Below are 13,502 nucleotides of genomic sequence, written 5' to 3'. Positions count from 1 at the left end.
GAACAAGATGTTCCTCTGGAACCAACTGTTCGAGGGTAATCATCTCCATTTGATCACGATTCATTTGATTATTTTTAGACAGCATTTCAATCACCTCACTAGTTACTTCTTTCATTATACAAAAAAAACTGCCAACATCCTCCTCAAAATCGAGGAGTTTGTCGACAGTCTGAAAGCCTGCTCTGCAGGCTTTTTCCAAATATTTATGAATTAGAACTTTTTTCTTCATGTTTTGAACTTTTCATCTTATTCACCACAAAAGTAGCACCAAACATCACCACTAAAATGATGAAGAAAATAGTAGAAGGTATCTCAATGTGCACAACAGTCAAAGCCATTTTAATAGCAATAATGGCAATTAAAAGGTAAGCTGTTGTCTCAAGTTCAGGGACTTTTTCAATCAGCATCAGGAATACTCCTGCTACACCCCTCATCATCAGAACGCCAAGCATTCCTCCGATCAGCAGAACCCAAACTTCTTCACTAACTCCGAATGCTGCAAGTACACTGTCTACTGAAAAAGCAATATCCATCAACTCAACAGTTACAACGGTTGCCCAGAATTGACCGAGCATTTTGACGAGCAATCCCTTTTTTGTCATCTTGGCTGCTTCTTCTGGATCATCTTCCCCATTATCATTTCGTTTATCAATGAAATATTTAATGGAAAGCCAAGCAAGATAAGCTGCACCAAGAATTTTCACCCAAGAAAGCTGGATCAAATAAACTCCAATTCCGATTGCTACGAAACGGAATAAATAAGCGCCAATCAGCCCGTAAAAAAGCGCTTTTTTTCTTTTTTCAGGCGGAAGCGGTTTTACCATTACCGCAAGAACCAGGGCGTTATCCGCCGAAAGCAATCCTTCTAAAACGATCAGTGTCCCAATCAGCCCCCAGCTTACTGGGTCAGTTAATACTTTTCCCCACATTTCCCAGTCGAAAAACTGAGAATATGTGTGAAGTATTCCTTCAAAAAAGCCCAAAATATCATCCTCCTAAAACAACACTAAGTTCTATTATACTAGTTTGGCAGTTTCATGTTAAGTATTTGCAAGAGAAAATGGTATTTTCCTAGCAAACTTAAAAGCAGTCATTTTCTTTGTTCCAATTATTGTGCAGGATATTGGAGGAGCAGGCCGTCCCTCTACCCATATTCGCATTCTTCTTAATGCATGGCTCTTTTCTTAAACATTGTTGCTCATGACCTTATATTTATTCCTCGAAACCATTGGTATTGAAAAAACTTTAAGAAAAGATGCCCCGATGCTAGTCTAAATGCGTGATAAGAGCATGTACGAAAAACAACAATCTCTGCGAAAACAGCCTAATGCATAAATAATGATTTGTAAAAGCTATGAACATGGGATGAAATGAAGCATAAGCCTCATAAATAGGGACTAAAAAGCCAAAGCGGTGAAGTTAACCACACTAAAAATGCTTGAAGACCTCTGAAAAAGTCTTCAAGCATCTTGGTTTTTACAGCATCAATTTACATACTCTTTTTGAGTCATCCATCCAGGCGGGGTATTTTTATTCCAGTAGATGCTTCCTAGATCATGATGTTTCATATAAGAATCTTTATAGGTATGGTAGTGAAAATTAAACCAGTATCCCTCTTTTGGAGGCTGATCAATTCTGACATGAAAACGAATAAGATCTTCTCCTGTAACACTGCTGTAGATATGAAAGATTTTTTCGCTCTTTCCTTTGCCGGGTTTTTTAGAAACAGTAAAACTAGTACCATCTGTGGTCTGAAGGGTTTCAGCAATCGCTTCTTCCATTTTCGGAAGAATGAATGTTCTGAATTCACCCTCTATAACCGGCCCAATTTTGCTGCCGAATTTTATAAACGCCTGCTCATCAGCTTCTCTGTAGATCTGGTTAATATCTGGCGACTGCTGTTTCTCTTTTGGTGTATATTGTCCATCTCCAAGGAATCCAGCTGATGCCTGATCACTGTGATTTTCCTCCGCAAGGAGTACCTGTGGTGGAGCAATCATGCCAAATGTGACTATGGAAAAGAGGATGACAAGGGTTTTTTTCAGCCATTTATTCAATCGCAACACCCCAATGCCCTGCTTTTCATCTATTCTATCACAATGGCTGACAGGCTTGTGTGAACATTTTGTAATAATTGCCCAGCCTCTTTCAAAAAAAACCAATAATACATCGATCCCCCTTTCCTAATTTCTGTTAAGCGGTTACAATAAAACTATAATTGATTGAAAATTCCATTAAAAAGGAGCGCCCGCATGTACCATACTTTGCTTGCTGCTGCCAGCGTTATTACTTTGGCCTATTTTATTTATATGGAAATAACAGATTGACAAAAAAAGCGCAAGGCCGTAGCCTTAGGCGACAAGCATAAGTGAAGCTTGGCTTGAAGGTTGTTCTTTTACCTTCGGGACATTGCTTGTGAACTTGAGCCGATGGCGCCCCTGAGTTAGATTCTGTGCGCGAACTAAGTGAAGAAATGATAGTAATTCTGATATCAAATAGTAAAAAGGAAGACTGCTGTCTTCCTTTTTACTATTTGAACTTCTATTTTCTTTTTTGCTTATTTAGTGAGGAATCTCTTTTCATTCCTTTTTCAGAAGAAGATGTACCTTGTCCTTCTACGTTCGGAGAACCTAATTCTGATTTTGACGGATCACTTTTTCCTTTGGCCAATTTATCCACCTCCAGAAATAGTTTTTGCCCCCTCACTCATTTCTATTACGCCATAGTGGAATTTTGAAGATTTTCTTTTAATCTGCCGAAATCCTAATTCTTCAAACCGGCTGCTTTTCCAGTGATCTTTCAACACCACTTTTTCTTTTGCGGCCCTTTTCGCTTCATGAATAGCTTCCTTTGTAAGGGGAGAATATAGCGCCAGGGATTTTAGAGGAGAAAAATTGGATGCCTCTTCTATTTCTTCTTCAAACATTGGGTCAAAAAAGATCACATCAAATTCATTTGTGCGGCAGTTCTTTAAATAATCAAGATGGTCTGTATGAATGACTTTGATTCTTTTCATTGACTCATCAAGCTGTTTCAGGCCAGATTGGTAAGAAGCCAATCCAGTTTTAACTAAATAGGAGATCATAGCATCTCCTTCAAGGCCAATTACTTTTCCCTTATTTCCTACAATATAACTAGCTACAATGCTGTCTGATCCGAGTCCCATCGTGCAGTCGAGCACTGTTTTTCCTTCCATAAGACCAAGCGCCTCAGCAAAAGGATCCTTTTCATTTCTTAATAGGCGCTTCACTCTGAACATAGCACTGTTAGGATGAAAGAATAAAGGTTCCTCCTTATGAGGAAAGTGGCATTCCATTCTGTTTCTTCCTAGAACTACTATCTGCTCGCCGAATTTGAGCTTCATTACTGAAAGAGGCTGTTTTCTTCTTTCAACGAATGTCCCCCCAATCTCTTCCGCTATTCTTCTGGCTGATATGACTGTTGTGCTGTCGGTTCTTCCGCCTGTAGTAACAATCATGGCTTTCCTCCAATTTTCTATTCATGCTGTATAAATAAAAAGAAAGGATGCCCATAAGGACATCCTAGCAATGATTCTCAAAAGCATGAAGAAGATTCTCCATAATTTGTTCCATCATATATCCTTCTATCTCATGACGCGGAACAAAGTGGACAACCTTCTGACCCTTCAGGATAGCCATAGAAGGCGAGGAAGGTTCATATCCTTTAAAATACTCCCTCATTTTGGCTGTTGCTTCTTTATCTTGCCCCGCAAAAACAGTAACAAGGTTATCCGGTTTTTTTTCTGCATGAAGCACAGCTTGGGTTGCCGCCGGTCTCGCAAGACCTGCTGCACATCCGCAAACAGAATTCACAACAACAAATGTCGTTCCTTCTGTCTTTTCCATAAATTCTTCTACTGCTTCAGGTGTTGTTAATTCTTTAAAATCAGCATTTGTTAATTCAGCACGCATTGGTTTAACAATCTGTCTCATATATTCTTCATATGCCATCGACATAGTAATTCCCTCCTGTAAATCCCTTGTGTATAGAAAGAATACTACAGTTCCTGCTTAGTGGCAAATCATTTACCGCACGCTTGACGGTTCACTCTCCCGGCTGAAATCATCTGTTACCGCACCTTTTGATGCACATGAAACAGTACGGGCATATTTGCCAAGTACCCCTCTTGAAACCAATTTAGGAGCGGACCAGCTTTTTTTCCTCTCTTCAAGGACATGATCAGGCACATGCATATTCAGTGACCTGTTTTCGCTGTCTACTGTAACAAGGTCTCCCGTTTCAAGCAGAGCAATCGGTCCCCCAACCTGGGCTTCAGGTGCGATATGCCCTACAACAAGACCATGTGTTCCGCCGGAAAAACGTCCGTCTGTTAAGAGGGCCACTGTCTCTCCCAGCCCCTTTCCTACAAGAATGGCTGAAAGGGAAAGCATTTCCGGCATTCCCGGTCCTCCTTTTGGACCTTCGTATCTTATAACAATAACATCTCCGTCCGTCACTTTGCCGTTTAGAACGGCTTCTGTCGCTTCCGGTTCACTATCAAATACTTTTGCGGGACCAGTAAGGCTAGTTACTTTTAACCCGGATACTTTAGCAACCGCTCCGTCTGGTGCAAGGTTCCCTTTTAGTATAACAAGCGGCCCATCCTCTCTTAACGGCTTCTCAATCGGCATGATGACCTTTTGTCCTTCTTTTAATCCTTCTGCATTTCTTAAATTTTCTTCTAGTGTTTTACCCGTCACTGTTAAACAATCACCATGCAGATAACCATGCTCAAGAAGCAGTTTCATTACGCCCGGAATTCCTCCAGCTTCATGAAGATCCTGCATAACATACTTGCCGCTTGGTTTCAAATCGGCAATGTGAGGAACTCTTTTTTGAATAGCTTCAAAATCGGAAAGGGAAAGATCCACATCAATCGAATGGGCAATTGCCATAAGATGCAGAATAGCATTTGTAGAACCGCCAAGAGCCATTACAACAGTGATTGCATTTTCAAATGCTTTTTTCGTCATTATGTCTTTCGGATAAATCTCCTGTTCCAGCAAATGATAAACGGCCTCTCCTGCCTTGTAGCAATCCTCCATTTTAAAAGAAGACTCTGCAGGGTTTGACGAGCTTCCAGGGAGGCTCATCCCCATCGCTTCAATGGCAGATGCCATTGTGTTGGCAGTATACATCCCGCCGCATGAGCCTGCTCCCGGACAGGCATGACATTCAATTTGATGGAGCTCATCCCGCCCGATTGCTTCCTTATTGAATTTACCTACTCCTTCAAACGCTGAAACAATATCAATATCCTTACCGTCAAGCTTACCCGGTTTAATCGTTCCTCCGTATACAAAAAGGGAAGGAACCTCTGACCGTGCAATGGCAATCATGCAGCCCGGCATGTTTTTGTCGCAGCCGCCAATAGCAACATATCCATCTAAATTTTCTGCTCCGACAACCGTTTCAATTGAATCGGCGATGACCTCGCGGCTCGGCAGGGAATAGCGCATTCCTGGTGTCCCCATGGAAATGCCATCTGAAACAGTGATCGTATTAAAAATTAAACCTGCACCTCCTGCATTCAGTACACCGCTTTTTGCTTTTCTTGCCAGTTCATCAATATGTATATTGCATGGGGTTACTTCGCTCCAAGTACTTGCTACACCGATCATCGGCTTTTTAAAATCTTCATCTTCAAAGCCAATAGCTCTCAACATGGCTCTGTTCGGTACTCTTGTTGCTCCTTCACTGATTGCTTTACTGCGAATTCTTAGGTCCTTAACCAACATGATCCCTCCAAAAAGTATATTGTCTACTACTATAGAACTTTCAGCATCATTTTTCAATAATATTCTAAACATTTTGATTTTAAAATACAAAGAACTTACACTAAAATTTGCTTGAATCCTAAAGAAAGATGCCTATAGCTATTGAAAGTTTACTTGATCATTGCAGGGATAGCGTCAGCAGCGTATACAAAAAGGGACACTTATATAAAGTGTCCCTCAAGTTCAGCTGTGCAGCCCAGCATTTTAGCGGTAATTGTTCATGATTGGGTGACTGCCAGCCAAAATATCAGCGGTAATCATTCATTTATCAGCGGACGATACTAGATCAACAGCCATTTTTTTCTGCGGATGAGGCACTATATCGGCGGTAAAGCCAATTTTATCAGCGCCCATCGCTCTTTTATCGGCGGCAACAATGATTCTTTTTTTATCGTTATTTATCTCTTTGTCTGCTTTCTGTCATCTGCTTCCAGACAGAGCCCTTGGCTTCTTCTCCGATTTCAATTCTTTCGATGGCCATTTTAATTTGCAGGCTAACCTCAAATTCCGGATCATTTTCTGCTTCTTTTAAAGCAGGCAGATCTGTTTCGTCTCCCGCTTCATAAAGGAACATTGCCGCTCTCCATCTGACGAGCTTACTAGAATCCGCAAGCGCTGCCCTCATAGCAGGAGCAGCCTCTTTAAATCCAAGATCTGATAAGCAATCCCCTGCGGTTCTTCTGACGGTTACAGACTTGTCTGTCAGCGCACGATATAAATATGGCAAAACAATCGGATCTTCAATCATACCAAGATAAACAGCAGCAAGCCTTCTAATACTTGCTTTTTCATCACCCAGTGCTTTTTCTAGCACTGGAAGGTCTTCTCTCTCAGGTATTAACTGATCCATGTGGGCGTACCGCCTTCTCCAATCAGGATCTTCCAGCATTTCTTCTGTCACTTTATACGATTTGCGCGGAAGTGCTTTAGTGCTGCTTTCTTCTGCTGAAAGGCTTTCCATTATCCGATGAACCCTCTCAGGCGAATAAGCTGCAGAAATTTCTTCAGCAACTTCCTTTCCAACCTCATCAAATTCTCCGTATCTTACACCCTGTTCTTTCCACTCTCTGTTTAAAACCACATTCTCCGCATTTTTTTGCATTTCAAAAATGGCATTTTGAAAGCGATCTGGAAGCGGATACCTTTTTTCTACCGTCCCATCTGTCAATTTTATCTGCATGGGAATCCCATTGAAAAATTGCACGAATACGCGGATTTCTCCAAATGCTTCATCAGGAATAGATCTTTCACCTGATAGATCATCGCCTGTCTCTCCAAAACAGCTTCTCACCTGAGGGAGAATGTCTTTCCAATCAAACTTGGCATTTCTTTCAATGGCAAGAAAATCGGCTACATGATAGACTCCCTTAATTCCCTCAACTTTCAGGACTGCTTTTATTATTTCAGGAGCATGCTCCCTATCGTCTTTTTTGTAATTGTTGCTTTTTCCTGCAGGCATTGCTTCATTCAGCAGGATTTTCATCGTATTCGGGCTTGGTGTAGGCTCAATAGATACAATTTTCAACTTCGTCCACCTCCATGTACTTCTCCATTTATAGTAGCATAGGGAATACACAGCTTTCCATTAAAGGACTGACTTCGCCTAACAAAGCGGCTTTTCCCATTCTTTATAAAACTGATTTAAAAAGAATTCCATAAATTCATGCCGTTCTTTGGCCAGTTCCTTTCCAGTATTCGTATTCATCAAACTGGAAAGCTTTAAAAGCTTTTCGTAAAAATGATTAATAGCAGTGGAGGGGTTTTGACGATATTCCTGATCAGTCAAAGTCTCTCTCGGATTTTTTTTTGGAAGGTGAAGCAAATGGCCCTTTGAGCCTGCATATAAAAAAGCTCTTGCAATGCCAATTGCCCCTATTGCGTCTAGCCTGTCTGCATCCTGGACTGCCTTCCCCTCAATTGTAGAAGGGATTGTTTTGCCATTTCCTTTGAAGGAAATGGTTTCAATAATATGTATTGCTTGATCCGTTTCATGCCTTGTAAATCCAATCGAGGACAGCCAGCTGGTTATTTCAGACTGGCCCATTATATTCATTTTCTCGTCAGACAAATCATGCAGCAAAGAAGCGAGCTCAATGATTTCAATATGTCCCCCTTCTTTTACACCAATATAAACGGCCAAATTCCGAACCCGTTCAATATGAAGCCAATCATGTCCGCTGCCTTCTTCCTCAAGAAGAAGCTTTACTCTTTTTTCCACTGTATTCAGCTTGTCTCTCATCCTTTTCTTCCCTCCCATTTTTCACGCAGAAAAAGAAGCCTTCTAAATGGGCTTCTTTCCGTCTGATTCAAATTGTATTGATCAAAATGGATTAAACCGACTTTTCTAATAACAGCTGTTCAATTTTCGGTTCAATGTCAAGCGGATTTGTGTTTGGAGAATAACGGTCAATGACTTCTCCATCTTTGCTGATCAGAAACTTGGTAAAGTTCCACTTAATACCTTTAAGGCCAAGCATTCCAGGTATTTGTTCTATTAAGTATGCATAAAGAGGATGGGCATTTTCCCCATTTACATCAATCTTTGAAAACATTGGAAAGGTTACTCCATAGTTTCGTTCGCAAAAGCCTTGGATCTCTTCATTTTTTCCTGGATCCTGGTTCATAAATTGATTGCATGGAAAACCGAGAATTTCAAAATCCTCGCTTTCATGCTTATTATAAAGTTCCTGCAGCTGTTTGAACTGAGGAGTAAAACCGCACTTGCTTGCTGTATTGACAATCAAAAGAACTTTTCCTTTATAATCTGCTAGTGATTTGTTGGTACCGTCAATCAAATTTGCTTCGAGATCATATATTCCCATTAGAAAGCCTCCCTGTCTTTTATGGCCATATTTTAGATGGCAGGCAAGATCCTGATGGTTTCAAGCGCATAAGAAACCATGCTTTCAAGATCCAATGCATTGTCTTCGTTAATCATCCTGTCAAATTCCAGATATACTAAATATTGAACAACTGTTATACCCGAATGGGATGTTGTGCGCCTTGTTTCATGGGAGATCAGTACTTCCTCTCCCCAAATGCGCTTAATGCTGCTTTCCGTCCATTCTTTGCAGCCTGATAGATCCTTAGGCCAGGCAAAAATCATTTTTATATCACAGCCGGCTTCTTTAAAATCTTGTTTCCATTCACTGTACATTTGTTTATGAGACATGAATAATTGAAATTCGACAGAGGCAATCGCAGTTCCTTTTTTTTCAGCGAATTTGATTCGGTACATTCTAGACATATCTGATAGGTTTACGATATCTGTACGATCAAGGATGATAATTTCCTGGTCAAGGTCCCTGTCATATATTTCTCCTTCAAGCACAACTTTTAAATTATCGAAAATGGTTGGATCAAACATCAGTTAAAACAGCCCTTCTGCCTTTCCGGCATTATTCACATTCATCTTCAAGGCGGAAGGTTTTTTCGGAAGGCCTGGCATCGTTAATATGTCCCCTGTAAGCGCAACAATAAAACCTGCGCCAACAGATGGCCTGAATTCTCTGATTGTTATATAAAAATCTCTCGGACGCCCGAGTTTCCCAGCATCATCCGACAGGGAATACTGCGTTTTCGCCATGCAGACCGGGAAGCTTTCCCACCCGTTTTGTTTCATTTCTATAAGCTGTTTTTCAGCTTTTGGAGAATAGATGACCCCCGCTGCACCGTAAACCTTTTCAGCTATTGTACTAATCTTCTCTTTTATAGTATGGGATGCTTCATACAGCGGCTTAAACCGATTTTCTTCAGCATCAATAGTTTTTAACACAGTTTCAGCTAACTCCTGTCCCCCAGCACCGCCTTTTCCCCAAACTTCTGTCAAAGCTGCGGGGTATTGATTGTCCCGGCACCATTTCATAACGGTCTCAAGCTCATTTTCGGTATCTCCACTAAACCTGTTAACCGCTACCACAAAAGGAAGACCAAAAGCTTTAATTGTCTCAATATGCTTTTCCAGATTTTCAGACCCTTTTAATACTGCATCAGAATTTTCTTCACTCAAATATGCTTTTGAAACACCGCCATGCATCTTCAGTGCTCTTACTGTTGCTACTATAACAACAGCCGAAGGCTTAAATCCGCCTGCCTGCGCTTTAATGTTCAGGAATTTTTCCGCCCCAAGGTCTGCACCGAATCCAGCCTCAGTAACAGCAAAGTCACCAAGCTTTGCAGCCATTTTAGTTGCAAGAAGACTGTTGCATCCATGGGCAATATTGGCAAATGGCCCTCCATGAATGATAGCAGGTGTTTGTTCGATTGTCTGGACAAGATTTGGTTTCAAAGCATCCTTCAGCAGAAGAGCAAGCGCACCCTCGTACCCTAGATCCTTGACTGTTACAGGCTTTTTAGAGGTGTCATATGCTACCACAATCTTTGAGAGCTTATTCTTCAGATCCTGAAGGCTTTCTGAAAGGCATAAGATCGCCATCACCTCAGAGGCTACAGTTATGTCAAAACCATCCTCCCTCGGTATGCCATTTGCTGGTCCCCCAAGGCCGATAACAATCTTCCGCAAAGCGCGGTCGTTCAAATCCATTACCCTTTTCCAGACAATTCTGCGCTGATCAATATTCCGTTCATTACCTTGATGGATATGATTATCAATAAATGCGGAAAGTGCATTATTTGCGGTTGTAATCGCGTGAAGATCCCCTGTAAAATGAAGATTAATCTCTTCCATAGGCAAGACTTGGGAGTAGCCTCCACCTGCCGCTCCCCCTTTCATTCCCATTACGGGCCCTAGAGAAGGCTCCCTCATGGCAATGATCGCCTTTTTCCCTATTTTATTAAGGGCTTGCCCGAGACCGACAGTCACCGTTGACTTCCCTTCCCCTGCAGGTGTAGGATTAATCGATGTTACTAAAAGAATTTTACCGTCTTTTTTCGTTTGAAGCCGATCAAGCAGATCAAATGACAACTTGGCTTTGTATTTTCCATAAAGCTCAAGTTCATCTTCTTTTATATCAAGCTTTTCTGCAATTTTCTGAATTGGCTCAATTTCAGTTTGCATGGCTATTTCTATATCTGATAATTGTTCGTGCTTGTTTGTCATTTTTTCAGCTCCTAATTCAAATTACATGTCATATGTAAACTATGTATCACTATCTAAGTTAAGTAATCAAGGATTCATTTTATCATAAGGCTCTTTTCTTATACTTTGTTGCTCAGGACCCTATATTTAGTCCTCGAAACCATTTGGATGGCAAAAACTTTAAGAAAAAATGCCCCAATGCTAGTCTAAATGCGTGATAAAAGCATGTACGAAAAACAACAATCTCTGCGAAAACAGCCTATCATAAAGAGAAAACAGCTTATAACTTTCTAACTTCTGCTATAGTGGTAGTGGTTTACATTTAAAAGAACGGAGTGGTTAATTCATGCCAATTAATATTCCTTCAAATTTGCCTGCCAAGGCCATTCTTGAAGAAGAAAATATATTTGTAATGGATGAAGCACGGGCTGTGAGCCAGGACATACGGCCTCTTGATATTTTGATTTTTAATCTGATGCCAAAAAAAGAGAAAACTGAAACCCAGCTGCTCAGACTTCTTGGCAATACCCCTCTTCAAGTAAATATTACTTTGCTGAAAACAGAGTCGCACATATCCAAAAATACTGAACCGGAACATTTAAATGAATTTTATACAACATTTGATGAAATTAAGCAAAGAAAATTCGACGGAATGATTATAACTGGTGCACCGGTAGAACAGCTTCCTTTTACAGAAGTAACCTATTGGGAGGAACTAACGTCTATATTGAAGTGGACAAAAGAGTATGTAACGTCAACCCTGCATATTTGCTGGGGTGCTCAAGCAGCACTTTATTATCATTATGGCGTTAATAAGGTTCCCCTTTCTCAAAAATGCTTTGGTATTTTTAAGCACACTCTGAATCAGACATCTGAAAAGCTAGTAAGGGGTTTTGACGATGAATTCTATGTGCCCCATTCCAGGCATACAGATATAAAAAAGGAAGAGTTGTCCAAAGTTCCTGATATAAAGATCCTGTCTGAGTCTGAAGAAGCAGGAGTTTGTCTTTTAATGGCTCAAAACGGAAAGCAGATTTTTCTAACAGGACATCCTGAATATACTCCTTCAACTCTTTTGGATGAGTATCACAGAGACAGAGAAAGAGGTTTGGACATTGGCCTTCCTGTCAATTATAAATACAGCGATGAAATGGTTTTAAAACCAGCCGCTCAATGGCGGTCTCATGCTAATCTGCTGTTTTCAAACTGGCTTAATTATTACGTTTACCAAGAAACCCCTTTTTTATGGAAATAATTTTACAGCTAAAAAACACGTTATTTTGAAAAACTTCTTACATCCATGTGATAGTTTTGTTAAAATGTTTAATGAATTGCAGTTTACAAATCTTTAAAATTTGATTTTTAGTTTTCTAATAAAATCAGCAGCGGGCTTTTTAAAGGGGTACAGCCGGCAATTGAGCTCTTATCATTGCTGTATTTTTCAGCCCCTTTGCTTCTGATTAAATTGAGGTGAAAACGTTGAATTCCAATCCGAAAGTACTAATTTTAACCGCAAGCTACGGTAATGGACATGTCCAGGTTGCCAATACCATGTATGAACAATGTAAGAAGTCAGGAATCGATAATGTTGTTATATGCGATCTTTATTCCGAATCACATCCTGTTTTTTCGGAAATTACGCAATATCTCTATATAAAAAGTTTTTCCATAGGCAAGCAATTTTACCGATTGTTTTATTATGGCGTAGATAAAATGTACAATAAAAGAATGATGAATCTTTACTATAAAATCGGCCATAAAAAATTGCATGAAATCATCCTGGCAGAAAAGCCCGATATTATCATCAATACATTTCCTATGATTGTCGTTCCGGAGTATAGAAGAAAAACCGGTACCGTCATTCCGACATTCAATGTACTGACTGACTTTTGTCTCCATAAAATCTGGGTACATGAAAACATTGATAAGTACTATGTTGCAACCAATCATGTAAAAGAAAAGATTATTCAGCTTGGAATCCACCCTTCTTCTATTAAAGTTACCGGAATTCCAATCAGGCCTCAATTTGAAAAAGAAGCCGACAAAGATGAATTATATAAAAAATACGAACTTGATCCATCTAAAAAGACACTGCTGATTATGGCCGGGGCACACGGTGTGCTAAAGAACGTGAAAGAGTTATGCCAATCCTTTCTTTCCAATAAAAATCTGCAGATTATTGTTGTATGCGGAAAGAACCAGTCATTGAAGGAAACCCTTGCACCGCTTGCGAACGCTTATCCTGACCAATTGAAAGCACTGGGATATGTAGAAAAAGTTGACGAACTCTTCCGCATTACTTCTTGTATGATCACAAAGCCTGGTGGCATAACACTAAGCGAAGCTTCTGCTATCGGTGTGCCGGTTATCCTTTATAAACCTGTCCCTGGACAAGAAAAAGAAAATGCCATTTTCTTTGAAGAAACTGGGGCTGCAGTAGTTGTAAACAAATATGAAGATATTTATGATACCGTTCAAGAGGTTTTCAGCAATGATGAACTGCTTGGCAGCATGAAAGATAACATCCATAAACTGCATTTATCTGACTCGTCTTCAACGATTCTTGAAGACATTCTGAAAGAAGCAGCAGGCATGTACAGCAGGAAAGAAATGAAGGGCTCTGTCAACTATTATTAATGAAATAAATGATCTGAATATAATAGATA

The 13,502-nt window shown here is 40.2% G+C and carries 14 protein-coding genes; 2 read left to right on the top strand and 12 right to left on the bottom strand.

Annotated elements, in window-relative coordinates; translation table 11 throughout:
* From ACOT8F_RS13310 to ACOT8F_RS13255, 12 genes are all read right to left on the bottom strand, one after another.
* A partial coding sequence (locus ACOT8F_RS13310; protein WP_421652405.1) for a hypothetical protein occupies nt 1–229 on the bottom strand: 229 nt, incomplete at its 3' end.
* Nucleotides 204–983, bottom strand: a complete 780-nt coding sequence (locus ACOT8F_RS13305; protein ID WP_421652404.1) for a TerC family protein — start codon at nt 981–983, stop codon at nt 204–206. The genes ACOT8F_RS13310 and ACOT8F_RS13305, both read right to left, overlap by 26 nt.
* A 501-nt stretch (nt 984–1,484) precedes the next feature.
* The gene (locus tag ACOT8F_RS13300) at nt 1,485–2,057 is read right to left on the bottom strand and encodes a YpjP family protein (protein ID WP_421652426.1); all 573 of its coding nucleotides are present in this window, start codon (nt 2,055–2,057) and stop codon (nt 1,485–1,487) included.
* Between the two features lie 484 nt (nt 2,058–2,541).
* Nucleotides 2,542–2,670 (bottom strand): YuzL family protein, encoded by a 129-nt coding sequence (locus tag ACOT8F_RS13295; protein ID WP_421652403.1) that lies wholly within the window; start codon nt 2,668–2,670, stop codon nt 2,542–2,544.
* A gap of 1 nt (nt 2,671) precedes the next feature.
* Nucleotides 2,672–3,478, bottom strand: coding sequence for a class I SAM-dependent methyltransferase (locus ACOT8F_RS13290; RefSeq protein ID WP_421652402.1), 807 nt, complete (start codon nt 3,476–3,478; stop codon nt 2,672–2,674).
* A 64-nt stretch (nt 3,479–3,542) separates the two neighbouring features.
* A complete protein-coding gene (locus ACOT8F_RS13285) occupies nt 3,543–3,977 on the bottom strand; it encodes a BrxA/BrxB family bacilliredoxin (protein WP_421652401.1) in 435 nt (144 codons plus the stop codon).
* 69 nt (nt 3,978–4,046) lie between these two features.
* Nucleotides 4,047–5,756, bottom strand: a complete 1,710-nt coding sequence (ilvD, locus tag ACOT8F_RS13280) for a dihydroxy-acid dehydratase (protein WP_421652425.1) — start codon at nt 5,754–5,756, stop codon at nt 4,047–4,049.
* A gap of 436 nt (nt 5,757–6,192) precedes the next feature.
* Nucleotides 6,193–7,323, bottom strand: coding sequence for a conserved virulence factor C family protein (locus tag ACOT8F_RS13275; RefSeq protein WP_421652400.1), 1,131 nt, complete (start codon nt 7,321–7,323; stop codon nt 6,193–6,195).
* 78 nt (nt 7,324–7,401) lie between these two features.
* A complete protein-coding gene (locus ACOT8F_RS13270) occupies nt 7,402–8,037 on the bottom strand; it encodes an HD domain-containing protein (protein WP_421652399.1) in 636 nt (211 codons plus the stop codon).
* Nucleotides 8,038–8,128: 91 nt separating this feature from the next.
* Nucleotides 8,129–8,620, bottom strand: coding sequence for a glutathione peroxidase (locus ACOT8F_RS13265; protein WP_421652398.1), 492 nt, complete (start codon nt 8,618–8,620; stop codon nt 8,129–8,131).
* Nucleotides 8,621–8,652: 32 nt separating this feature from the next.
* Entirely contained in the window at nt 8,653–9,165 is a 513-nt protein-coding gene (locus tag ACOT8F_RS13260) for a hypothetical protein (protein ID WP_421652397.1), read from the bottom strand.
* 3 nt (nt 9,166–9,168) lie between these two features.
* Complete coding sequence (locus ACOT8F_RS13255) at nt 9,169–10,857, bottom strand: formate--tetrahydrofolate ligase (RefSeq protein ID WP_421652396.1); 1,689 nt, start codon at nt 10,855–10,857, stop codon at nt 9,169–9,171.
* Nucleotides 10,858–11,182: 325 nt separating this feature from the next.
* On the opposite strand from ACOT8F_RS13255, the gene metA reads away from it, so the two are divergent.
* Both metA and ACOT8F_RS13245 read left to right on the top strand, forming a co-directional pair.
* Complete coding sequence (metA, locus tag ACOT8F_RS13250; RefSeq protein WP_421652395.1) at nt 11,183–12,091, top strand: homoserine O-acetyltransferase MetA; 909 nt, start codon at nt 11,183–11,185, stop codon at nt 12,089–12,091.
* Between the two features lie 224 nt (nt 12,092–12,315).
* Nucleotides 12,316–13,473: a diglucosyl diacylglycerol synthase gene (locus tag ACOT8F_RS13245; protein WP_421652394.1), complete on the top strand. Its 1,158-nt coding sequence runs from the start codon at nt 12,316–12,318 to the stop codon at nt 13,471–13,473.
* Nucleotides 13,474–13,502 lie beyond the last annotated feature (29 nt).

Origin of the sequence: Chryseobacillus diguaensis, assembly GCF_049220665.1 — a bacterium.
Taxonomy (GTDB): Bacteria; Bacillota; Bacilli; order Bacillales; family Bacillaceae; genus Metabacillus_B.
This window is presented reverse-complemented; position numbering and strand designations above follow the sequence as displayed.